Consider the following 25,656-nt stretch of genomic DNA (forward strand, 5'->3'; position numbering starts at 1 on the left):
AACTATAACTACTAATCGAGCTTCAGCTGCGTGGTCTGCCGCACCGCCTCAACGGTCAGCAAGGCTTGCTCCAGATCGTGATAAATAATGTTGCCTACAACGACCGTATCACAAAGAGCAGCCGCTTGTTCAGCTTCTGTCTTCGAGGCAATGCCGCCGCCATAGAACAGCTGGCTGTGCTCTACACACTCGCGTACCGTCCGTACGGTGTCCATCTCCCCGAATCTGCCGCTATACTCCAGATACACAACGGGAAGGCTCATCAGCTTGTCCGCTACCTGTGCGTAAGCCGCTGCGGCTTCTGCATCCAGCGAGGTGTCCGCCTGAGTGAGTCGTGCTACAGTGGAATCCCCGTTCAGCACAATATAACCTTCAGTCAGCAGCAGATCCCAGGGAATTAGAGAGCCATAACGTTCTACCGCACGGCGGTGATGGCCTACAATCCAGGCCGGATCAGGTGTGTTCAGCACCATGGGAATCATGTAGAGGTCAAACCCGGGGACAATTGCCTCCAGATCAGATACCTCCAGTGCACAGGGGATAGCATACTGCCTTATACGTGACAGCAGCTCCACCGTATTGTGATAGGTTACTCCTGTCGAGCCGCCTACCAGCAGCGCGTCCGTCCCTGAGAGGCAGACCGCATTCAGTCCCGCATCATCCAGCTCCCGGTCCGGGTCAAGCTTGAACACATGGCGCCAAGGTTTTATCATCTGCTGCGTTACATTCATGGATATACTCCATCCTTGTTATTCATCTTTATTCCATGCCAAAGACACTCCTGCAGGCTGCAAAAGATATAAATCTAGTCTATGCCAGCACAGCAGGTGTGTCAATTTAAAGCAGCTAAAAATGCGAACATTTTTTCGCATTTTTTATTGGAAATCAATCCGCCCCGGCAGTTGTTCATGTTCCAACTTACCGGCTATCGCGCAGTCCGGGAAGATGGCCGAAATCCTCTTCCGAGACAAAATCTGTATAGAAGCCATCCACGCCAAGCTCGTACAGCTTTTTGATCTCCTGTTCGTTATTCAGCTTGTGCACATAGATACGGGCCCCCGTTTGCTTCAGCTTTTGCACGAACGTTGTGGTGGCCCGGCTGACCGGCATGGTGATATCCACTCCGCTGGTCTGGGCAAAAGCGATCACTTGTTCATCCGTATCCTGGGATTGGTAGAGTGTATAGATCACATGCGGAAAAGGATACACCTTACGAATCTCCTCCAGCATGCTCTGGCTGTATATCTGCGGCACAATCCGGTCCAGAAGTGCAGGATCGCGGCGTGACGCCGCGGCGCTGATAAGCTCAAACTGCTGTTTCACCAGCGCGGGATCCGTCTCTTTCGTATCGGTCACAATATAGGCGTCGGGGTAATACACCATCAGGTCCAGTATTTTCGCAAAATCAAGCGGCGAGAACAGCTCCAGGATTGGAGTGTCCATTAGCTCCTGATGCCCTAATACCGCTCCTTGCCTGTCCTCGGGAAGTACGTCCAGCTGACCCAGCAGCTTGCTCATGTTGGCTGTCCATTCATGACGTGCAACCAGCTGACCGTCGGAAGACAGCAGCAGATCCGTTTCGAAAATGCGCGTCCCCTGCTCATAGTTGGCTATGAAGGCATCAAAAGAGTTGCTATAGGCATGTCCTGCAATCCCGCCCATCCCGTGAGCGATGATCCGGTGGGCCGCAAAGCCGGTGGCCGGTTCCTCTTTCTTTTCTTGAGTGAGTATAATGACTATTATAAGCGCCAGTGCCACAAGTACAATTCCAAAAGCCAACCATTTTTTCTTCATAAAGTATAAATTCCTTTGCAGTGTTTGGAGTAGAAAAACAATACCCCGCTCTGCCGGTTGGCATAACGGGGAAGATCGTACTAATAAGCATTTTTATTGGTAAAACCGTTGCGGATCGTTTTGAAAATAATACGGATATCAAACAGCAGCGACCAGTTCTCAATATAGAAAATATCATGTTTGATCCGGTCTTCAATCGATGTGTCTCCACGCAGCCCATTGCTCTGCGCCCAGCCCGTAATACCAGGACGCACATGATGCTTCACCATATACTTGGGAATCTCGCTACGGAACTGCTGAACGAAGAACGGACGCTCGGGACGTGGCCCGACCACGCTCATATGCCCGAACAACACATTAAAAAATTGCGGCAGCTCATCCAGGGATGTTTTTCGGATAAAGGTTCCAAACCGCGTACGGCGCGGGTCCTCCGGTGTGCTCCAGCCTCGGTCCTCTCCGCCGTCCGTCTGCAGCTTCATCGAGCGGAACTTGTACATCATGAAGTTGTGACGGTTCAGACCCACCCGCTCCTGCTTGAAAATAACCGGCCCTGGAGAAGTCAGCCTTACGCCAAGCGCCACCAACAACATCACCGGCGACATCATAATAATTGCGAACAGCGAGAATACGATATCGAATAACCGTTTGGCTAGTTTGTTACCAGCCATATCCAAGGGAATATCACGAACATTAATCATCGGCATTCCGGCAAAATTGTCAAAGTACGGGCGCGCAGGCAGATAGTCGAAAAAATCCGGGATGATCAACGTTCGAACCCCTGCCTTCTCGCACGCAGCGATAATAGAAGAATATTTGGAGTGGGCATCCAGCGGAAGCGCCAGGATCACCTCATCTACAGGCAGCATCTCCAGCAACCCCGACAGTTGATCAACCGTTCCGAGAATCGGCTTGTAGCGCTGCTCCTCCATTCCGTCCCAGGTCAGATAGTCATCCAGAAAACCGATCGCTTCATATCCCAGCTCCGGGTATTGCTCCAGATTGTTATAGAACCGTTTGCCGAGTGTTCCCGCTCCGAGGATCAGCACGAACTGGCGGTTGAAGCCTTTTTCGCGCAAGGACTTGAGCATCTTCTTCAGCACATAGCGGTAGAGCATAATGGACAGAATATTGAAACCTATATAAATGGCCAGGTATTGCCGGGAGATGTCGACTTCCTTCACGAAGAACATCAGGCCTAGCAGAATAAAAATACCCAATGCATGCACCTGAAACACCTTCAGGAATTCATCTACAAACCGTTTCTTACGCTTGGGCAGATATAATGAGAGCAAGATGCCAATCAAGACAGCGATAGCACCATAAATCAAACTCCAATAAGCATAGGATTCAACAGGCAGGTTATTATAGGATTCCAGCCACCCGCTCTTGAACTTCAGCCACCAGGCCATTAGAAAAGACAGCTGGATAATAGCAAAGTCAGCCACCATATAGAGCTGGGTCAGGAATTGCTGATTCCGGCGAATCATAATCTCACCTCGGTATTATTATCATTACGTGGACCAACCTCTGCGGCAGAGCCAAGGCTCTGCGCCGGCGAAGGGACTGTCTTGGGAAGGATCAGCGCATTGCGCAGCAGGGAGATGGCGAACTTCACACCCACGCCTGCATACACCGCTCCATTAATCATACTGTTGTACTGCCTGCTATAATGCTTACGGTGAAATAAAATCATTGCCCGGTGAAACTCATAGACGATCTTGAACGGTCTGCGTCGCGCGCTGCCGCCTTTGAGATGCACAATCGATGTTTCAGGATAATAATAAATCCCCCAGCCGGCTTCCTTAATCCGGTAACACCAGTCCAGATCTTCGCCGTACATAAAGAACTCCTCATCCAGTCCGCCCACCTGCGCAATCGTCTCCCGCCGCACCAGCATAAACGCACCCACCAGGCAATCAATCGGATACGCCTCGTCAGGATCTAAATAACCCAGCTGATACCCGTTGAATCTCGGACGGTCCGGAAACAGCTTGCTGAATCCAAAGGCATAATAGAACGAAGCCGACGGCGTCGGAAATCCCCGCTTACAAGCCTTATCCAGCGAACCATCCGGCAAAATAATCTTGCACCCCGAGGCACCCAGATCCGGCCGGGTGTCCATAAAGGCCACCATTGTCTCCAGCGTATCCTTGCGCACCACCGTATCGGAGTTGAGCAGCAGCACATATCTGCCGGACGCCACACCCATGCCCTGATTGTTCCCGCGGGCGAATCCGACATTCTCTTGATTGGCAATCAACAGCACACCCGGGAACTCTCTGCTGATGGTCTCTACTGAATCATCATGCGAATGGTTGTCTATCAATATAATCTCATAGGAATAGTTCGTTACCGAGTCATAAACCGACCTTATACAGTCCATCGTCAGGCGGCATGTATTGTAATTCAATATAAGTATGCTTACATCTACATTCACTGCACTACTCTCCTGACAAATATAGTAATCTCTCGACAATTATTATAGCACAAAACCTCCCGGATGGGAGGTTTGAGGGCAGGGAGGTACTGAGTGATCACTAGGAGCGGCAACAATTGCAGCTCTATACGTCTGTTTTTACCCTGGACTGAATAGTCTTCCTTTTTCTTCTCAGAGCGGAGCTTTGAGAGAAAAATGATCCCCATGCCTTAATTAACTTCGGCTCTCTCAGCAGCATATAACCATGTGCAGCAAGCTCATAGGGCAGAGATAACAGGATCGTCTTCAGCAAGGTACGCCGGGGTTCATTCTTATAGATCATTTTGTAGCGGTTAATATAAGAGATTCGTCTGATGAACATCGCCTTGCCGCTACGGCCGGAGGTTTTCCAGCCCCGTTCATGGTACCCGATGGCCTGTGCATCATAATACCCCTGCCAACCCATCAGCTGTGCGCGCCAGGCGACATCCACATCCTCTTTGTATGCAAAAAAATCCGCATCAAAAAACTCGCCCTCCACACTGATATGCTCAATCATCCGCCGCGAATACATCGCCGCTGCTCCGGATACGCCGAATACAAGCCCGGACGTCTGCCAGTTCTCCGCCGGTTCTCCAGCTCCGCGGTCAAACGCACGACGGTTCCTGCTCATCCGCAGTCCCGTGCTGTCTACCACGGCAGGATCAGCCTTCAGCAGAAGCTTGCCTGTCGCGCTGCCAATCGTGGGATCAGCCTCCATTCTGGAAACTAGCCTGGATACATAATCCGGTGCCAACGTAAGGTCTGGGTTAAGCACCAGTATATAGTCGGTGTCCGTGGCAGCAATCGCCTGATTGTGTGCGGGAGCGAACCCGGTGTTGACCGGATTGGCAATCAGCTTCAGTTGGGGGAGGTTGTGGATGCTTCCAATAGGCTGATGAGAGAGATCAATAGGACTACGCGTACGAAGCGATTCCGCCGGCTGCTCCAATAACGCTTGGCCGAAGAAGGCTTTCACCTTCTCCACGCAGCCATCTGACGATGCATTATCAACCACCACTACCTGCTCCATGGGATAATCCTGGGCCAGCACTGCCGTTAAACATTCTATAATATCATCTGCACTGTTATAGGTAACGATATGTATGCTAACTGTTTTGTTCATCGGGTTCCTCGGATTCATTTTTCATCTATTATAGCAAAAAACACATCAAAAAAACTCCCGAATCGCCGTGTACGACTCGGGAGTTCTATTAATCTTCTATTCCTTCAATTCCAGCAGGAAATCACGCAGCCCCTCACGCCAAGGGCGGATATCCTCAAAACCGTTGGTACGGATGGAGAGATGCTCCAGCACCGAATACTGCGGACGCGGTGCCGGGCGCGGAAATTGATCTGTTCCGCAAGGTTCAAGCTTGGCGGTGAACTTCAGGCCCAGAATATCTTCAGCTTCGGCAAAAATCGCCTGCGTGAATTCGTACCAGGTACAAGCTTCAGTGTTCGAGGCATGGTAAACCCCGTATTTCTCCGTAGCAATCAGCTCCAGCAGGAACCGCGCCAAATCCACTGTATAGGTAGGCGAGCCCTTCTGGTCATCCACCACCTGCAGCAGTGTCTTCTCCTGCCCCAGCTTCAGCATTGTTTTGACAAAGTTATTGCCGTATTTGCCATACACCCAGGAGGTGCGGACGATAAAATATTTCGATGACAGCGACTGAACCAGAATTTCTCCTGCACGCTTCGACTTACCGTAGATGCTCTGCGGATCGGTGTTGTCGTATTCGTGGTAAGGCTGACTACCCATACCATCAAAAACGTAATCTGTACTGATATACACCAGCTTCGCTCCGGCTTTCTCAGCAGCTAACGCTACGTTACGACTGCCCACCGCATTAATCAGATAAGCAGCATCCACATCACTCTCAGCTACATCCACCGCCGTATGAGCCGCACAATGAATCACGGCATCCGGTGCGAATGAGCCGATCACCTCTTGGCATTCTGCAAGGTTGGTAATGTCCATTTCTTGGCGGTCGCAGGCCATAACTTCATGGCCCTGTTTTTGCAGCAGTAATACTACATCCTGGCCGAGCTGCCCGGCTGCTCCTGTGACGAGAATTCTCATGGTTCAACCTCCGTGTGTTTTAATTCTTGTTTAAAACAATATAAATATTATTTAGTTAGATTATGCATGTTTGTAAGTTTATCATTACCACAAGATAATAAGACATTCCGACTAGAGTTTAGTGCTTGATCAGAATGGATGGTTTTGTAGTGAGCCTCTACAATGCATAAGTCAGTCCACTGCTATAATAACAACTCCCAACATAATTATCATCATACCTAACCATTTCATTGCACTCACTGGCTCATTGAATATTAATAAAGCAGCAAGTAAACCTAAAACATATGCAATACTTTGTATAGGATAAGCAACACTGAGGGGAATTCTTGAAAGTACCACAAACCATATTAATGTTGCAAATACATATAAAATTAATCCAGCTATAATATGAATATTAAACATTGCCTTCCAGGCATTATTTAAGTTCACTCCGCCTATTTTCCCTAATCCTAACTTGAAAAAAATTTGGCCAGTGGCTAGCATGAAAATATTAGATAAAAGTAAGATAGAGTTTACAATATTAGAAGAACGCAATATACTATCCCCTCATTTCACAGTGTTATCTTTTCTCTTCAACTCTTCCATTTCATGCTTTAACAAGCCAATTTCTTGAGATAATTCCTTTAACTTTATCGTCGTTCGAGAGATAACTATAGTTAAAGAAAACAGAATTATACTAATTCCAAATATAGAGATCAAAAATAATGCATTTACAGGTAATTCAATGCCCATATGAGTAGCAATTGTTTCAAATGATTTAGGAAATATCGAAAGGATAACCACAATAAACATTACACATAACCACATCATTGAATATTTTAGCTCTATGTGATATTTACGAATCATATTAATCAAAAGACAAAAACATACAATAGAAACCAAAAAAAGAATAATTTGAAGTTTATCGGATATCATATACTACTTCCTTCTTATACAATTTGCTTTCTCATCCTATCAATTATTATAGCAAGTGATACTTTCAACATATAATAAACTGATTTAAACTTCGTGATGGAGGATTGTCCTCCTTTTCTTGCTTGCATTACAACCGAAACTTCTCTTAGACGAAAGCCCGTTCTTTTGAGATACATTATGGACTCAGGTTCAGGATAATCGGTAGGATATCTTTTGGAGAAAAGATCAATTACATTTTTATTACAAGCACGAAAACCTGATGTGGGATCAGTTATTACTTGGTTGGTAAGCAATAATAACAGACGCGAAAAATAATTAATTCCAATTCTTCTCATAAGCGAACTTTGAAAGCCCTCCTTTTTAATATAACGGGATCCTATCACTAAGTCAGCCTCATTATTCAGAAGTGGTTCTATTAAGTCAAAAATATACTCTGGTTTGTGCTGGCCATCACCATCTACTTGAATAGCTATATCAAAACCAAAATTTTGGGCATACTTATACCCTGTTTGAACAGCTCCACCTATGCCTAAATTACAAGGCAAATCAATAACGGACACTCCAGCATCCTTACATATCCAGCCTGTATCATCCAAAGAGCAGTCATTAACTACTAATATTTCGGAATTTGGAATTTTTACAGACTTAATGCTATTAAGAGTATCTAAAATATTTTCTTCTTCATTATATGCGGGAATAATGAGTAATATTTTCTTGTTATTCATATGTGCTCTCCTTAACTTTATAGATATAAAACTGATCTACTTGCTCGTAATATACTTTTTTTAGCACATCATATTGATCCAAATTAGAAGATGATAAAATATACCTTATACCAGTAGTAGGTAAATCTGATATGTCCAATTTGACTGTGAATCTATCTGGATAATCTAAAATGAATTCTGTTTTTTGTTGCGTAAGCGAAACAATCACATGTGCATACCGATTATAAACGTTATTAAATTCACCCTCTTCATCTAATTTTCTCCACATCTTTAAATCAGGATAAAACTGTACACTATTAAATGATTTCACACCTAATGCAATTAAAAGTTGTCCATTAACAATACTATCAGTTGCGACCCATTTTTGATCTGGATCAGCTTCGTTGACACTTTCAATAGCTTGAGTGATTTTCTTATTATAGATAGAATCCGTACCCCTCGCTATAGGATTAATAGTTAATCCGGATACAAATATTGTTAGAAGCATACTTATTAGAAATACCTTTCTATATCCCTTTAACAAAAAGAAATGAATCAGAGTATAGTAGAGTAATGTTGCAATAGTGAATGCACCTAGATAATTATGCATTTCACTACTATAAACAGAATAAAGGTACACGAAGAAGGTTAGTATACAAAACAACAGACTTTGGATTAAGGAGAATGGTTTTAATCTAAACACTTCTCCTACAAACCAAATAGAAATATATACTGCTGTGATACCAAAAGAAATTCCAGCTAACCTGGCTTCAGGAACAAAAGAAAACAAAGTTATTTTAGCAATAAAATAGGGATAATCAACAAAAAGCCATGAAATTTGAAATATTAAATAAAGAAATAAAGCCAAAAACATCTTTTTGTTTTTTACTATCTTGTTAATAAAAATAAAACTTATCATTATCAAGGGCACAAAGTTGAAAAGTGAACTTACTGCGCTATTATTCGAAAAAGTAGTATCTTTAAAAGGTAATAACCAATTTATTAAATACAATTGTAGATCTGAAAAGGAATAGTCACCACCGTTGATCATTCTTTTTCCAGGATAGATCGTGTTTAACACTAGCTTAATATCAGACATACTATTATTGAGAAAAGAAAATACAGTAAAAAAGAATAATAATATATATACAATTATAAAATAAAGTTCAATCTTTTTTATGCTCAGTGTTTTAAAATTATCAGATATTAAGACTCCTAAAAATATCAGTATTAAAAACATTAATGGAACTTGAACAGCAGGGTATAACGTATATACAAAACCAATTAAACTAAGCGTCGCAGCCCCCCAAAGAAAAATTTTAGTTCTTATATTATCAGATTTAAAATAATATATTGCGCAAGTAACTATTGCTTGAGAATAAATTATTAATTCTACTACCCCAGCTCCAGTAGTGTACCACCACTGTATCGGCGGAGAGAAAGCTATCCATAAACTACCTAATATTGATAATATTTTATTTTCTCTAGTTAAAAACATTGATATTTCAAAAGATAGCAGTAGTAACAATATCATTTTCGAAAACCAATACCAAGATAATCCATAATCCGCATTAAAAATCAAGAAACCCCAATAAAATGGTTTTCCCAGAGTTTCTATGGTAAATGTAGGTGTGTTAGCAAGTAACATATTTTGACCATCTGAACGTACTAACTCGTTATGATATTGATTAAAACTCGCATTATTTACTTGAGATAACATATATGGTACTTGAACTAGCCATTCATCACTACGTATTGATCTTTCGGTTCCTATAAGTGTAGTTTGTTTACTTGTATCAATTTTTTGTGTGATATATTTATCCCACATTCCTATAGATGAGCCATGAAGCTTGAATAAAACTAAAATCACGAATATTATACCGCTCAGTTGATATCTATATTTGATTATCAAGTCAATTTTTTTATAAATTAAATAAGATAAAATCATTAATATACATAATAACAAAGTGTTTAACAATAATTGTTTAGTATTCCAAATAAAATTTTCATGAGGGTTTAAAGTGAATTTATTCAACCCTACCTTTTCGTTGTTCAGATTAGTTATATCTACCCTAAAGCTGGTAATTTTCAGTTCATCACCAAGATCTATACTGTATTTATGTTTACCTTGTTTAGTTTGTAATACTTTCGAATTAGCTTCTGAATACGAAGTGTCCTCTCCTACTGTATAAAATACTTGTAACAAAGAATTGCTATTTTCATAAGAAGCCTCAATTTCAATACTCTTAATAATCCTAATTGTGGGATGGAAATCTATCCAAGGGTCGTTAGTAGTTGAGAGAAAAGAACCATCAACTACCTCAAGGTCCTTTATTGTACCTTCATTAACTGAAAGAACTTCAGATGTGAGACTTCTGTCTGCAGTAAAATAACTGAAATTAAAAAAAAGTAACTGAAGGATGTAAATCACAAATATTAACACCAAAAGGCTTATAACCTTCTTTCTCGACACTTTGCACCACCTTTATTATAGATATTAAAATAATGATTTTCGGAAATTCATATCGTGAAGGAAGTCTCCAGACGAACACACAGACGCTTAATAATGTATCACTTGTATTTCATAGTTTAACCCATAAAATCTGCGACTTTTTCTTGAATTTCAGCTAACGTGTGGTAAAATAATTTGTTGATAACATCCGACTTCAATACTAAATTGGAGGCTGTATGGAGGCAAAAAAGCAAACTCCCAGCGTCCATTCATATCTGATAGAAAAGGCTTGATTAGCTCACAATTTTTCGGTTTGGGAACTACGCTACAACTTTTTTAAGAAATATGAGAAACGTCTCTGCTAAACTGAACATCTTCCTTCCATACGATATCTCTGGTGATGTGATCGACTGTATTCTAGTAAGTGTATAGGTCAGCTTCGCGAATCGAAGGTCCAACCGGTGTAACAGCTTCGCCATGCCCGGGAGGGTATAACTAATTTCAGATTCTCACTCCACATACTCGACTGCCAGACGGAGTGTCCTGTTATATCTGGCAGTAATTCCAACTGGTAAGGAAGGTTTGGTTGATGACATTTTTAGTTGCTCTTGCTGGGCTGGGCACAACTGCTCCGACGCATCTATAGAAAACTTCATCACCAACCCCCCAGACCTTTTTTCTCATACGAGCGAATGTAGGTTTTAATCGTTGTCTCTGTTCTGAGGGTAATATCTGGAATTTTCTTCACATTCATCCCTTTGACCCGATGCAGAACAATGGTTTGTTAGCGTTCATACATTTGTCTATCTTATTCCTGCTTCATTAGTTTTTTGATTTTTCTTGGTCTGCTTTCTTAAACTCCATTGTCATTATCTTCACGTTAATTTTTCTATTAACTCCGACATGGTGAGCATGAAATCATTCCCAACCCCAAGAAAACTCTGGTTTAACGTGTATAGATGTATTGCCTTTGCTTAATTTCGCTTCTCAAACTAAATCTTGAGATTTCTAAATCACCCTTCACTAAAATGTAGGGATTCATCTAAGCTACTGAAAGTCATCCCTTACACTGAAGTGCATTGAAATACCCCCTTGCTCAAGTAAGATCAAGTTCGTGATTGAGATTCACTCTTCGATGAATACATCGTCGTGGGCCCCCCACACTTATGTATCTGCTAATCCTGAAGGGATTTACTGGTTGAAAGCCAGTGAGTTTAGCCAGGATTTTATTATCTAAATTTTTGTTATATAACCAGTATCTAGAGATAAATTGGGGTTATAATAGACATCACTATTTAGTATTGCTCCCCATTTATTCTTAAGATACTCCGCCTCTTTGTTTAATCTATCAACTTTTGTACTTGTATTATCATACCCTCTGGACTTTGATTCATGATGTATCAGTTTTACGTAAGGTAGCCAAACATTTAAATAACCTTTATCTCTAAACAATAGACAAAGATCAACATCATTGTAAGCTACGGTTAAGTTCTCATCAAAACCGCCAACCTCTTCAAATATTTTTCTCTCTACCATTAAGCACGCCGCAGTCACTGCTGACACGTTTTTCACAGAAATTAGCGCGCCAAAATATCCCGGATCATCTATTGGACGATAATGATGACCGTCACCAGCAGCTCTTTGTGCACCTAATCCTAATGTTAGTCCTGAATGTTGTACAGTGTTATCTGGATATTTTAAATAAGCACCTACAGCGCCTACCTTCTCTCTCATCGCGGAACCTACCATATCGCTTAGCCAATTCTCTTCTATGACCTGAATATCGTTGTTAAGAAAGAGAATTAATTCGCCTACTGCATGTTTGACTGCTGCATTGTTAAGTGCTGAGAAATTAAATGAAGAATTAATAGTGATTAATTTAAATCTATCATTTAATTCATCTTTCCACTCATCAAATAGATCAAATGTATCCTGTTCTTCACTACCATTATCAACAACAATAATTTCATAATTACTATACTTAGTGATTTCAGTTAATGAACTCAAGCAACTGGATAAAAGTTTATGATTATCTTTTGTTGGAATTATTATACTAACCATAGGATTACTCTCAACATTATAATGAACTCTATAAAAATTTGAGTAACCATCAAGTTCTTCAACCCAACCATTTATATTTCTTCTTTTCATAGCATCTTGCACTGCAGTAAGACCAGCGAAATGAGTATAATTTTTTGCGCCCGAACCCGATGCAGTTGATTCTGGTATAGTTCTCCAATGATAAAGTATTTTAGGAATGTGATATATATGAGACGTTTGTTCAGTTATTCTTAAAGCTAAGTCAAAATCCTGACTACCCTCAACTCCCTTACGAAACGAGCCTACATGTTCAACTAATGATCTTCTATACACCCCTAAATGACATGTATACATATGAGTTAGTAGTAAATCAGGGGACCAGTCGGGTTTAAAGAACGGAGAATGCCTAATACCATCCATTCCAATTTTATCTTCATCACTATAAATCATATCAGCTTCAGGATATTCATTGATTAGTTTAACTACCTCATACAGTGCATCTAAAGTAAGTTCATCATCATGATCTAATAAAGCAATGTACTCACCCTCAGCAACTTCAAGAGATGAATTTGAGGTTTCAGAAATATGACCATTTTTCTTTCTGAATACAACTTTTATTCTTTTATCAATGTCCATGTATTCATTAAGTACTCTCTGAATATGTCCCTTGGTAGATGCATCATCCGAGATACATAATTCCCAGTTTGTGTACAATTGATTTCTAACTGATTCAATACATTTCCTCAACCATTCCTCTTCTACATTATAAACAGGAAGGATTACAGATATTAAAGGCTTGTACACAAACGCCGCAGCTTTTAAAGAAATAATATTTTGTTCATCTTTTGATAAAGTATTTTTCTCAAGCCATAATGAATAATCATCTACCACATTGCCATTGCTAATTCCACTTACCTGTTTTGCTTTATACCATAGACCTTTAATTCCTTGACTTTTTAATACCACCAAACTTTTGTTCACGACAACTTTAAAAGTATTGTAATTTGCGCCTCGTTGCTTGAAGAAATTAGCAAGACCATTCAATAGAATTTTAAATTTAGTTGTTTTCTTAAACTTCATATTTTTAAGTACAAACTTATTTTTCTTATCACCTGGATCAAGACGTAAATTAACTGCATCCTCAGGGATATAAAATGTCATATTGTAATTTACCGTTCCTTTAGGAATGGAAGAAAAAATTATACTATTATTTTCAGAAAACCCCAACCCATTATCCCAGTATAATTTTAAAGGAATATATTCTTCCGACTCAGAATACCAACTTATTTTATTCCAACCATTAAATATCTTTCCTTCTAATAGAAATGCAGGATCTGTGCCTGTAGATATAAACTCCCCTTTTAAAAGTGTCAGATCAGATATAATTTTCAATTCAATATCTGTGCTTAAAGATAAAACACCCGCTGTGAATGACTTGATTTTGCCCCAAATCTTTTTGATTGCCAACCCAAACCCTCTCCCCTTCTTACTCTAAAATGTTATTTATTAATGAGCGACTTTAAACGTTTAACAAGCTTCCAAGACCTTGAGGAATATATCCCTGATAATTCGGCAGTTAATTCCGTTTGTTTTAGAGCTAATAAGCGTTGCTCTTCTTCTTTTTTAGCAATTTCTGTTTTTAAATCCTTATTAGTGTCTTCCAAGATTTTTATGAATCGTTCCTTTTCAGTAATTTCATTTTCTTTATTATTAATCTGACCAGTTAGGCTTTTATTTTTCAATAGAGAGTCACTTACCTGCTCTTCCAAACTATTATTGATCACATTTTTCAATTTCAAATCCGTCAAATATTCATCAGCGACATTTTGTAAGGTCTTTAATTCACTCACCAAAGTTGAGGTTTTAACTGGCATACATTGAAATTCCAAATATTCTATTTTTCTACTCTTATCTAAGCTAAATTCAATAAACGGATCGTCGTTCTCAAATACAAATGTTTCATTGCGCAAGTCCAATACGTAGTTCCCTTTCATTTTAATATCACAAAATTCATTATTTATTTTCACTTTTTTTATTTCAAATATTCCTGAGAACATGGAAGGATCTATTCTCAATGACTTAACTTCATTAAATTCTGACAAATTAAAATAAAAGGAACCTTCATTTCTATTTTCCAAGTGATAGGCCAAACTTTGTTCTTCACTAAAGCCAATTCCCGTATTAACGTATAATTGTAATTTATCTTTCTCTTTCTCTTTCTCTTTCGCAATATCAATTTTAAACTGCTGCAAATCATTTTTAAACTCAGAAAGCTTCTTTTCAGTTGATTCTTTAATAAAAAATGCTCGTAGTTCAAAAAAACTGTTTTCTAACTCTTGTAGCTTTGCAAGTTCTTTTAAAGGGACTTGTTTGTTCTCCCCAATTGAAATTTTATTTACAGTCATTGACTTAGATCCTATAACTATCTTTCTATATGACTGATCTGAGTAATCGCAATTAAAAATATGTTCATTATAGAATTGATCAACTTTCTCTCTGTACATTATTAATTCAGGGTTTTGGGCAGCGAAAAAATGCATACTCATAATTTTTTCCCATATATCAACATTACCATGTGAAATAATATTAAAATTGTTATCACTATGCTCTAGATACTGTACGAGTTCGCTTAGTATAGGCAATCCATTTTCCGCGTGCTCTTCTAACCAAATAAAATTCTCTTTAAACATGCTTGCATAAAGTGTATTCAATCTATTTTCAGACTCTTTTACTTCCTCTGAGTAAAAAGGGGCTGTTATCACAAAAAAGTGAGCGCTCACCCTACTTAATTCATCGATAAATTTATTTCTTTTTTCAGGAGGGATATGTTCATACACATCAAGTGCTACAACAATGTCATAAGCGTTATCTTCAAAGGTCATCTGAGTAGCGTCACCAAGAATATATTTCGGATTAGTCTCTAACTCCTTAGGAAGTTGTATATCTAAATAAGTAATTTTATCTATTGGAAGAAATCTCTCTAAATTCTGATGTTCATTTGCTCCAACCTCTAAAATCCTATATCTTTCATTTCCATTTCGCAAACCGTCAATAATCTTTTTCACATTATTATATCTTTGAAATTGATCAAAAGGTATTTGATTCACTTCACCACTTCCCATCTATGCTTCATATATACGATGCCTTCTGAAAAGTACTTGTTAGACACGCTGAATCCGAGTATATCTTGTTTATAGTCTAGACAAACCAAGCCCTCATTGTTAAAGATGCCTACATCGACAGAGAAACTCCCACCAAGTAAAGGAAGTTCAGAAATGACATAATTAATGCTGTGCCTTCCTATGTCAGTGGGAATACTTACTTTTTCTAAGTGAGTATTTGGTCCGAATATATATTCTCTTTTGGGAGTGTATATAGCTACACCTAAAAGCAAATCCTCAATTGAATTGGCATATACTTCATAATCAATTCTGATTTCCAACTTTTCAAATGTTTTAAAGCTGTCTTTATTTATCGCAACTTTAGTAACTAAGGCCAAAACATCAGGATTTGTAGGCAATTGAAAATCATTTAATTCTTCACTACTAATACTAATCGTCCTTACTTCCGACCCCGAATCCGGTCCGTTTTTCATAAAATCCTCATACAAATCCACTATTTCACTGGATTCACCTAAAGCTTTCAATATACCTTGATTCAACCAAGCTGCCTTGTTACAAAATCGTTTTACTTGCTCGGGAGCATGCGATACAAATAGAATTGTTGTTCCCTGTGCTTTTAATTCCTTCATTTTCTCAATACACTTGGTCTGAAACCTGATATCACCTACAGCCAGTGCTTCATCAACAATTAAAATATCCGGTTCGACATTAATAGAAACTGCAAATGCAAGTCTGGCGAACATTCCACTGGAATAAACTTTAACCGGTTGTTCTATAAAGCTTCCGATATCAGCAAATTCTATTATATTATTTATTCTCTCCTCCATTTCCTCTCTATTGTATCCCATCATAAGGCCATTGAGGTATATGTTAGCACGCCCTGTGTACTCAGGATTAAATCCCGCACCCAGCTCCAAAATAGCAGAGATCTTACCGTTCACTACTATGTCACCATTGGTTGGGGTCAGCACACCTGTGATCATTTTTAAAAGAGTTGATTTACCCGATCCGTTAGTACCCAATATCCCTATAGCATCACCCTTGTTTATTGAAAATGTAACATTATCTAAAGCTTTAAACTCTTCATGATAGTTCCTTTTGCTAAAAGAGACTGACTCTTTAAAACGGTCCATTGGCTTTTCGTATAACTTATACATTTTTGTTACATTACGGATATCAATAATTTTTTCCATTTTCCACACTCCCTATAACACATCTGAGAAATGAGGTTTAAGTTTTTCAAAAAGCTTAAATCCCAAAGTAAATACAATTATACAAAATAACCAAAAGTAGATTGTTTGATAAGGACGATCATAAAAAATAATTTCATCTATGAAAGTATCCCGATATCCCTGCACAATATAATACATCGGATTAAGTTTAAATATTTTGGCCCATGTTTCAGAAAGCATAGTGACTGACCAACCTATAGGAGTAAACCAGAACCCTATTTGAATAACTACAGCAATTATTTGATTTAGATCTTTAAAGAAGAGCACAACAGCCGAAGTTACAAAAGTTATTGCAGTCACTAACACAAGCATACAAATAAAATAGTAAATTATTTGTAAATTGTATAATCCAGGTAAATATCCATAAAAACCATAAACAATGAAAATAAAAATAACAAAAAAGATTTGAACAAAGCCTGCAGATAAAATTTTAACAAATGGTAGAAGTTCTATTTTAAATACAACTTTTTTAACCAAATAACTATACTCTGAGAATACATTAGTCGCCCCTGTTAATGCTTCAGAAAAAAAGAACCAAGGAACTATACCGGCAATAAACCAGATTATAAATGGAACGTCACCAACACTCCCACTTCTAAGTCCAACTTGAAATACAAACCAATAAGTTACTATTGTTATTAAGGGTTGGATAAATCCCCACAATACCCCCAAATACGAAGAGGCATATCTGGTTTTAAAATCATTTTTCGCCAAATTATAAATTAAACTTTTATTGTTTCTAATTTCACGAGCGAATCCTATAGAGCATCTGAATCTCTTGACAACAAAATAAAACAAGCTCCCTACTAAAACACTTATAAGAATATTGAATAATAATGTGAAAATATTTATCCCTTCGTATGCTCCTTTAATAAAGGGAGTTGTATTAAAAGATAAATAAGGGTCGTTACCTATTGAGTTAAAGTTCATTTCATTATTAGATGAATTATTAATTTTTATTTGATTGAACTTAATACTAGAATCGTCCAACGGAACATTCGACTTAGTGATTGCACTGAAATGAATATCTCTAATAGATAAATCCGAGTTTTTGGTTTGTCCTACATCTATTCTAATAAAACTGTATGCCCTAGGCAATTCAAAACGAAAGGTTTTCCAAGAGCCCTTTACTTCATACTTTTTAAATTCCGAATTCGTTTCAGTCCAACCTTCGGCCTCCGGAGAGAAGAAAACTTGAATATCATCAGCAACCGAGGATTTGACATCAAACTGAATGTACATTTGAGTACTAGATTTTTGATGAGCACTTAATAAATAAAAAACTCCTAACATAACCATTATGGAAACCAATACAATAATTAAGCGTTTCAAAAACTTCATTAATCTTTACTCCTCACATCAACAAGTAGCTTAAATATATAACTCGCTTTGTCTTATTAGTTTTCATTTTATCTAATAAAGTTTATTCGTTTGACCACTTATGTTAAAATATCCACGTACCTACAGGAAAAGGAGATTATAACGTGTCGAAACCAGTATACGGTAAAAACGCATCTCAGTCGAGAAATGTTGAAAAAATTCCGGGCCCGGTGTGGGCTTTGGTTGTTGGGTTGATTTTGTTCTTGATCTGGACCCCATTTCAGGTGGCGCTGTTTAATGGCCAGGCGTTGGATTATGAGAACGCAATTTATGTGTCTGCGCTGCTCAGCGGACTTATGCTGCTGCTCTGGGTCGGCTTGTACTACAAGAAGTTCAAGCTTGAGGAGCAGCGTGATCTGACCGCCGCAGTCTCACTGCTGCTTCCGGTATTATACGCGTTGTCGGTGTTTGTCGCTGTTTCTCATTATATGGCGATGAATCTGTTCTTTATCCAGAGCATGTATGCGGCAGTCTTCATTATAGCCTTTTATCTGCTGAAGCAAAAGCAACTAAATGTTGTCATTCAAAATGCGGTGCTGGCGGTAGCGTATTTTATTGTCGGATTTGGGCTGTTGAACTGGCTCGGAGGCTGGAAATTTGCCGGAAATTTGGTAGGCTGGTTCACTAGTACCGTAACCAACGGCAGATACTGGGATGCCGTCATGGTCGATTCCAACGGCTTGCGCCTAACCTCTGTATTTCAATATGCGAATACATACGCTGCCTTTTTAATGGCCTTTTTGTTCGTAGCGGTATTTGCTCTGATTCGTTCACGTAAATGGTATGGCACGCTGACCCATGCTTTCATGCTGGTACCGCTTATTGTATCACTGCTGCTGACGCTCTCACGCGGCGGTCTCGTGATGCTTCCCGTAGCCTTCGTGCTGCTGCTGCTGTTCCTGAAGCCTGTGCAGCAGATTCTCTGGATTGTTCATCTGGGTATAGCCGGGATCGCAGCGCTGATTGTAACCACCCCGGTCAGTGATCTGGGCATATCGCTTAATGCACAGCAGATTGACGGAGTCACCAAATTGGTCGCCAATTTCAATGCAGGTGATGCTTTTAAAGGCTGGGCCTACCTGTTGGGCGCCTCTGCTGTTGCAACTGCTCTAAGCTGGGCGATTCAGAAATATGCCGCACCTTGGCTGCACCGCAAGCTTGGCGGATCGGAGTCACGCAAACTAACCGGACTGTGGATCCCACTCGGTTCTGTAGTTATGGTAGCTATCATCGCTTTTCTATTCATTGGTACAAGCGCCAAAAATATTCTGCCCGCCAATATCAGTGTCCGGCTGGAGAATATCAACTTCAGACAGCACAGTGTACTGGAGCGGATCACTTTCTACAAAGACTCGATGAAGGTTATTAAAGATTATCCAATCTTAGGCACCGGCGGCGGCGGTTGGGCTACGCTCTATGAGAAATATGAGAACAACCCTTATACTGTCCGTCAGGTGCACAACTTCTTCCTGCAATATTTAATCGAAGTTGGGATTGTCGGATTCGTGCTGTTCATGAGTTTCATTCTGTATATTTTCTATAAATATATCCGTGGCTATGTGAAGCGGGATAAGGATGATTTCCAGAACGGATTTTTCTTCCTGATTATCGCTTTGTCCATCCTGATTCACAGCTTGCTGGACTTTAACTTAAGTTATGCTTTTATGGGAATTCTGGTCTTTATCGGTCTTGCGGGAATGACTGTCGTAATGGACAGCAAACCGCTTCGCAAGGGCTGGAACAAAAAAGGTGTTCGTCTTGGATATCTGGCCGCGCTTACTATAGGCACCGTGTATATGCTATTCCTCTCCATCACCTACATTAGCTCAGCTAGTGATGGAATGAAAGCCAAAAAACTGGTTAATGTCAGCCAGTCGTATGAAGAGCTGAAGACGCCGCTGGTGGCCGCTCTTAAGGAACGTCCAAGTCATCCGGAATCCGCCCTTATGCTATCATCTATTGACCAGACGGTGTTTGCGCAAACTCAGGATGAACAGTTCCTGGCTGAGTCTTACAGTGTGCTTACCCGGGCACTGAAGGATGAGCCTTTCAACAAACAACTGCTGGTCCAGCTTGCCAGCTATTATGACCTAAAAGGTCAAAGCGACCTGGCTTACAAGGTATATCTCGATAACACAGTCAACTTCAATTGGGATATCGACTGGTACAGTGAGCTGTTCAACCGGGGTGCTTTATTGGCACAAGAGGCCTCTGCACAGAAAGATGATGCCAAGCTGCAGGAATTCCTCCAAACGGTTTTCAAAACCTATGAGCATGTCCTGGCCAACATCGAGCATCTGAAGACTCTGCCGCCGGAACAACTGCAGGGAAGACCTTTTGCCATTACTCCGATCATAGCACTGAACATCGGCAACATGCAGCTCCTGAAGGGTGATGCTGAAGCAGCCGCTGCTACCGTGAAGTTGGGCTTCACCGGCAACTATGCCGAGCTGGCAGACAGTGGAAATCTATGGACGACGGATTGGTACGCAGGCTTCATCCGCATCTCTAGTGACCTGGGACAAGCAACCTTCGCTCAGCAGCCAGCAGATCTGTCTCCGATGTATGTACATTCTCAGAACGGCCTGCAAGCCTACAAGCTTCTGGCAACCCATCCGGAATTTAAAACTACTCCGGCGATTGCGCTGAATGTAGGAAAAATGCAGTATATGACCAGACAAACTCAGCTTGCTATTTCCACGTTGCAGCAGGTTCTCACCGACGACTACAATGATGCCACGAACCGTGAGATCGCACGCTGGTATCTGGCGGCACAGCAAAGAGCGGGCATTGCTCCGGATCAGGCTGTTTATGACAAGCTGATTGCAGCCGATCCTGCAGAAGCAGAGCAGGTTACCCAAATAGCTAATACGAGACTAAATTAGTGACAAATGATTGCCAAAAGAGCGCTCTCCCTCAAGTAGGGGTGGGCGCTCTTTTTTTATTCTATAACACAGTTGTTATTTAAGTGCCTCTTCGGCTTCTTGCTCCAGTACCTTTCTCAAATACAGCAGCAGGTCCTCTTTAAGCTCAGCATGCTGAAGCGCGTAATGGATGGTCGTCTGGATAAAGCCCATCTTCTCCCCTACGTCGTGGCGCTTGCCTTCGAAGTCATACGCTATAATCCGCTCCACGTCGCTCAAACGGGCAATGGCGTCTGTCAGCTGAATCTCTCCGCCTACCCCTACCTGCTGCTCACCCAGGATATCGAAGATACGGGGAGTCAGGATGTAGCGGCCCAAGATAGCGAGGTTGGAAGGCGCTTCTTCACGCTTGGGTTTCTCTACCAGCCGGTTAGCTTTGTAGACCCGCTCCGCTAGCGGGGTTCCATCCACAACGCCATAGCGGGATACTTCTTCCCAAGGCACCTGCTGGACGCCTACAACCGAAGATTTGTATTGATCAAAGATTTCGATCATTTGCAGAAGGCAGGGCTTCTCTGCTTCAACAATATCGTCACCGAGCAATACGGCAAACGGTTCGTTGCCGATGAATTTGCGCGCGCACCAAATGGCGTGACCCAGACCCTTCGGTTCTTTTTGACGGATATAGTGAATGTCGGCCATCTCCGAGGATTTGCGCACGGATTCCAACAGCTCCCACTTCTGCTTCTCGGCCAAACCAAACTCCAGCTCGAAGGAATTGTCGAAATGGTCCTCTATTGCACGTTTGCCTTTCCCTGTCACAATAATAATATCCTCAATCCCGGAAGCTACCGCTTCTTCGACAATATATTGGATGGTTGGTTTATCGACAATCGGCAGCATTTCTTTGGGCATGGCCTTGGTTGCGGGCAAAAAGCGGGTGCCCAGACCGGCGGCAGGGATAATCGCTTTACGGATCTTCATCTCTCACATTGCTCCTTCTGTCATCTACTGTATATAGGGTCGCCGTGTTTCTCATGACCTCTTAAAAAATGGCATATTTATTAACATTATAACAGTAATTATTGGGTTTTGGCAGAGTCAACTTCTTAGAGACTGGCATCCATTTCTGCGTGAAATAGAAGGTTAAGTGATGGGGTAAAGCATCTACTCTCTTATATTCAGAAAAAGGCCAGGCATACAAGGCCCGGAAGCATCACCTGTTGTAGAAGTGAACTTCCGCCTTGCTGGCCTGGCCGTTGTGGCTGCTGCTATGAATTACTTGGCATTCACCAGCTGCCCGCGGGTTACTCCGAGCTGGTTGGTTGCTTTTAGACTCTTCCAGACCTGGGTGCCGGAGATCTCTCCGCGTAGCGCGCGGCTGTACAAGCTGATTACTTCCGCCACCTGTTCAGGCGTTTCCTCCAGGAACTCAATCCGGAAGCTGGACACCCCGTGTTCACGGAAATTGTCCAGGTATTCCGCACCGGACTGTTCGACGGCATTGAATACCGTATTACGGCAGCCTTCATCCACCCGCACCGGATGGGACATGCCGATCCGGTCCTGCAGGGAAGCACGCTGCTCCTCGCAAGGTCGGCCGCAGTTGGTGTAGTTGGTGCCTTCACTCATGAAGGTACAATACACGCAATGTTCAGTATGGAACATCGGCAGATGCTGATGAATCACGATCTCCATGCTCGATGTATTACTGCTGTTGCCGAGCAGGTCGACCATCTGCTGGATGTTCAGATCATAGGATGGCGTGATCATATCACAGCCTGCTTCCAGGAACAGCTCCACCGCTTTATGGTTGGCGATGTTGAGCGAGAAGTCCCCGATCAGGCGCGGATGCACGACATCCGGCTGCTCCTGGCGGCGGCGCAGGTAATAGTACAGCGCGCCCGTGTTGCGCACGAGCACCGCATCCGGCTGCAGGCGCAGAATATTGGCGTGGTAGCCATTCTCACCAGGCATATGGATGCGCGGCGTCGCCAGCGTGATGCTGGCGCCCGCAGCCCGGACAGCGTCCACCGCTGCCGGGAACTGCTTGATAAACTCGAAGTCGGCGTAGATGCTCTTCACGCCGGCCTCGAGCGCAGCCTGCACCTGCGGCAGGCTGCGGCACAGCACGGTCAGCTCCGCTTCACCGTGCGCACGGCCCGCGCCCTCCCGCGCAGCGGGGAGGGCCGCCCCAGCGGCGCCCCTGCGGGCAGTGCCGCCGTAGACCTCTACCTCCCGTTTCACATAGACGGGAGGTTTCGGGCGCTCGCCCGCAAGCAGCTCCACCGCGCGGCGGCGGATGCTGTTCAGCTCGCGCATGGGCACGATTACGTCGCCTTCCAGCTGCGACGTAAGAGCATCCAGCTGGAACACAGTCCCGCCCAGGCGGCCGAATTGCTCTTCCAGCAGGGCAGTGTCCATCGGGCGCTTCTGGGCCGCTTCCAGCGGCAGCTCCGAGTCCACACGCACCGTGACGTTCTTCTGCACGTCACTCCACCAGGTCGAGAGCGGCTCGCCGACACGGCCTTCCACCTTCACGTGCACGGGGAAGACGCGGTAGGGCTTCTCCGTCTCATACGTCTGGCGCAGCGACTTGTCCAACGCAGGATCGTTGGTCTTCCAGATGCGGTCGCCGACATGCAGACGGCGCAGATCAACGTCGTTGCGTCCGGCGACGATGTCGATGATCCAGCCTTCACCGGCTTCGCCTTCCAGCTTTACGCCTTTGCGGCGCAGATCGTAGACGCGTCCGCCTTCTTCCTTCTTTGTTGGATCACCAGCGTCAAAAACAATCCCATCCCCGCGCTTCAGCGGCGCATGGATACGGCAGACTACGCCATCGCGGAGGATCTGCTCCACCGTTCCGAGGTACACGCCCCGGCTTTTGGGGAACGTGCCATCGATCAGCTTTTTATTATCCGTACCGTCTAGGAAACCGTGTGTGAAACCACGCGAGAAGCTCTGCTGCAGCTCACGCATCTCTTCCTTGGAGGGTGCAGACCATTCCCCGTCGAAATAACGGTCAATCGCCTTGCGGTACTTGCCAACTACATTGGCTACATATTCAGGGCTCTTCAGGCGGCCTTCAATCTTGAAGGAGGTCACGCCTGCTTCAATCAACTCCGGCATCAGATCAATGGCGGCCAGATCCTTCGGTGAGAGCAGGTACGTTACGTCCCCCATCGGTTTGATCTCGCCATCTACCATCAGATCATACGGCAGGCGGCAGGCCTGTGCGCATTCGCCGCGGTTCGCGGAGCGTCCACCCCACATCTCCGAGGTCAGACACTGGCCGGAATATGATACACACAGCGCACCGTGCACGAACACTTCCATCGGCAGGCGGGCCTGTTCCCCGATGGTGCGGATCTGCTTCAGGTTATTCTCACGCCCCAGCACCACTCGCTCCAGCCCGAACGGCTTCGTGAATTCCACCGCCTCCGGCGAGGTGATCGTCATTTGCGTCGAACCATGAATCGGGAAATCCGGCGAAATCTCGCGGATCAGCTTCACCAGCCCAAGATCCTGTACAATCACCGCGTCAACTCCGGCCTCCACACAGGCATCAATCAGTTGCTTTGCTTCCAGCAGTTCATTCTCAAACACCAATATATTAAAGGTCAGGAATCCCTTCACACCATAGCTGTGCAGGAACGCCATAATCTCCGGCAGCTCGTCCATGCGGAAGTTGTTCGCTCTCGCCCGTGCATTAAACTTCTCTACGCCAAAAAAGACAGCGTCCGCCCCGTTCGCCACCGCCGCACGCATGCAGTCCCAGTCACCCGCCGGAGCCAGCAGCTCCACGTCTTCTCTGCGTATTTCTTGCTCTTTCATTTATATCCTCCCAAACCGCTGATTCAGCGGGTCATTTCTGTACGATTAACTTATTAATTGTATCAAATATCACACCAGTGCGCCACGGGTTTACCAACATTTATAAAAAGACGCCTTCAGTGCGCCTGCGGCGGTAAAGGTGTCTTTGCCCTGAAACCTATGCCGTTCGTGTTGGCGGATTCGGTAATTGCCTTAGAGCGTGTCTTCAAACCTAAGCTTCAGGAGGATTATCACAGATTGAGCAGCAACAGGTAGAGAAATCTTCTCTCCCCGTCGCCGCTTGAATTGTCCTTGTCCTCCGAATCATCGGGTTTGAAGACACCTCCTAGCTGATCCAATTCATAATCATGGCATAGTCAGACACTAGAAATACAATCAGGCTGACAATTCCAAAACCAATGGCAAATTTATTCTTCTGCGGAGCTTTCAGCAGCCGGATCACGCCGACCAGAATCAGGATCGTAAACAAAACCATAAATACATCAAAGGTATGGAATTTCGACGCTTCCTGCACAGCAGCTTCTGCAAGCAGCATGGCACAACCTCCCCAAAAGTGTTGTCAAAACAAGCACTCTGTCCCCTGTGTCACCTTCTATGTTATCGCCACCATTTCATGCGTGCAAGAACATTTTGAGCAGTTTTGTATATTTGTTATAAAAAATTGTTTTTCTGAGCCATTCATCGATTGTTTGAGTGATTTTATTCATTGCAGTCATGAGGTTATCAACGGAAATTACAAGTTTGTTTTCTGTTCAAGTACCTGCCCTCCGGCAGT

18 protein-coding genes are annotated in these 25,656 nt (G+C 42.7%); 1 reads left to right on the forward strand and 17 read right to left on the reverse strand.

All coding sequences use genetic code 11. The annotated features are described in order from the left end of the window. Positions 1 to 11: 11 nt before the first annotated feature. The 14 genes from pcrB to B9T62_RS28885 form a co-directional block, all read right to left on the reverse strand. Positions 12 to 731 (reverse strand): heptaprenylglyceryl phosphate synthase, encoded by a 720-nt coding sequence (pcrB, locus tag B9T62_RS28820; RefSeq protein WP_087918394.1) that lies wholly within the window; start codon positions 729 to 731, stop codon positions 12 to 14. 187 nt (positions 732 to 918) lie between these two features. Then, positions 919 to 1,794: a phosphatidylinositol-specific phospholipase C/glycerophosphodiester phosphodiesterase family protein gene (locus B9T62_RS28825; protein ID WP_087918395.1), complete on the reverse strand. Its 876-nt coding sequence runs from the start codon at positions 1,792 to 1,794 to the stop codon at positions 919 to 921. Between the two features lie 80 nt (positions 1,795 to 1,874). Next, the gene (locus B9T62_RS28830) at positions 1,875 to 3,281 is read right to left on the reverse strand and encodes an undecaprenyl-phosphate glucose phosphotransferase (protein WP_087918396.1); all 1,407 of its coding nucleotides are present in this window, start codon (positions 3,279 to 3,281) and stop codon (positions 1,875 to 1,877) included. Further along, on the reverse strand, positions 3,278 to 4,177 hold the full coding sequence (locus B9T62_RS28835; RefSeq protein ID WP_245864691.1) for a glycosyltransferase family 2 protein: 900 nt from the start codon (positions 4,175 to 4,177) through the stop codon (positions 3,278 to 3,280). Before B9T62_RS28835 ends, B9T62_RS28830 begins: the two co-directional genes overlap by 4 nt. A 178-nt stretch (positions 4,178 to 4,355) precedes the next feature. Beyond that, positions 4,356 to 5,375, reverse strand: coding sequence for a glycosyltransferase family 2 protein (locus B9T62_RS28840; RefSeq protein ID WP_245864108.1), 1,020 nt, complete (start codon positions 5,373 to 5,375; stop codon positions 4,356 to 4,358). A 96-nt stretch (positions 5,376 to 5,471) separates the two neighbouring features. Further along, a complete protein-coding gene (gene rfbD, locus B9T62_RS28845) occupies positions 5,472 to 6,335 on the reverse strand; it encodes a dTDP-4-dehydrorhamnose reductase (protein ID WP_087918399.1) in 864 nt (287 codons plus the stop codon). Between the two features lie 171 nt (positions 6,336 to 6,506). Further along, positions 6,507 to 6,869 (reverse strand): EamA family transporter, encoded by a 363-nt coding sequence (locus B9T62_RS28850; RefSeq protein ID WP_245864109.1) that lies wholly within the window; start codon positions 6,867 to 6,869, stop codon positions 6,507 to 6,509. Between the two features lie 12 nt (positions 6,870 to 6,881). Continuing rightward, entirely contained in the window at positions 6,882 to 7,250 is a 369-nt protein-coding gene (locus tag B9T62_RS28855) for a DUF2304 domain-containing protein (protein WP_087918400.1), read from the reverse strand. Between the two features lie 14 nt (positions 7,251 to 7,264). Next, entirely contained in the window at positions 7,265 to 7,975 is a 711-nt protein-coding gene (locus tag B9T62_RS28860; protein WP_087918401.1) for a glycosyltransferase family 2 protein, read from the reverse strand. Continuing rightward, entirely contained in the window at positions 7,968 to 10,427 is a 2,460-nt protein-coding gene (locus B9T62_RS28865) for a DUF7657 domain-containing protein (protein WP_087918402.1), read from the reverse strand. Before B9T62_RS28865 ends, B9T62_RS28860 begins: the two co-directional genes overlap by 8 nt. A 1,212-nt stretch (positions 10,428 to 11,639) precedes the next feature. Then, the gene (locus tag B9T62_RS28870; RefSeq protein WP_087918403.1) at positions 11,640 to 13,913 is read right to left on the reverse strand and encodes a glycosyltransferase family 2 protein; all 2,274 of its coding nucleotides are present in this window, start codon (positions 13,911 to 13,913) and stop codon (positions 11,640 to 11,642) included. A 32-nt stretch (positions 13,914 to 13,945) separates the two neighbouring features. Continuing rightward, the gene (locus B9T62_RS28875) at positions 13,946 to 15,553 is read right to left on the reverse strand and encodes a class I SAM-dependent methyltransferase (RefSeq protein WP_169834448.1); all 1,608 of its coding nucleotides are present in this window, start codon (positions 15,551 to 15,553) and stop codon (positions 13,946 to 13,948) included. Next, a complete protein-coding gene (locus B9T62_RS28880; protein ID WP_087918405.1) occupies positions 15,550 to 16,761 on the reverse strand; it encodes an ABC transporter ATP-binding protein in 1,212 nt (403 codons plus the stop codon). Before B9T62_RS28880 ends, B9T62_RS28875 begins: the two co-directional genes overlap by 4 nt. A gap of 12 nt (positions 16,762 to 16,773) precedes the next feature. Next, positions 16,774 to 18,141: an ABC transporter permease gene (locus B9T62_RS28885; RefSeq protein WP_087918406.1), complete on the reverse strand. Its 1,368-nt coding sequence runs from the start codon at positions 18,139 to 18,141 to the stop codon at positions 16,774 to 16,776. Between the two features lie 143 nt (positions 18,142 to 18,284). Here B9T62_RS28885 and B9T62_RS28890 point away from each other — a divergent pair, with 143 nt between their 5' ends. Next, on the forward strand, positions 18,285 to 21,065 hold the full coding sequence (locus B9T62_RS28890; protein ID WP_087918407.1) for an O-antigen ligase family protein: 2,781 nt from the start codon (positions 18,285 to 18,287) through the stop codon (positions 21,063 to 21,065). Between the two features lie 75 nt (positions 21,066 to 21,140). On the opposite strand, the gene galU is transcribed toward B9T62_RS28890, so the two are convergent. The 3 genes from galU to B9T62_RS28905 all read right to left on the reverse strand — a co-directional run bounded on the left by galU (position 21,141) and on the right by B9T62_RS28905 (position 25,416). Continuing rightward, positions 21,141 to 22,028 carry a UTP--glucose-1-phosphate uridylyltransferase GalU gene (galU, locus tag B9T62_RS28895; protein ID WP_087918408.1) on the reverse strand — a complete coding sequence of 296 codons (888 nt, stop codon included), beginning with the start codon at positions 22,026 to 22,028 and terminating at the stop codon, positions 21,141 to 21,143. Positions 22,029 to 22,322: 294 nt separating this feature from the next. Beyond that, positions 22,323 to 24,881: a U32 family peptidase gene (locus tag B9T62_RS28900; protein WP_087918409.1), complete on the reverse strand. Its 2,559-nt coding sequence runs from the start codon at positions 24,879 to 24,881 to the stop codon at positions 22,323 to 22,325. A gap of 325 nt (positions 24,882 to 25,206) precedes the next feature. After that, positions 25,207 to 25,416, reverse strand: a complete 210-nt coding sequence (locus tag B9T62_RS28905; protein WP_087918410.1) for a DUF2759 family protein — start codon at positions 25,414 to 25,416, stop codon at positions 25,207 to 25,209. Positions 25,417 to 25,656 lie beyond the last annotated feature (240 nt).

It is taken from the genome of Paenibacillus donghaensis, assembly GCF_002192415.1.
Classification (GTDB): Bacteria; Bacillota; Bacilli; order Paenibacillales; family Paenibacillaceae; genus Paenibacillus_AQ; species Paenibacillus_AQ donghaensis.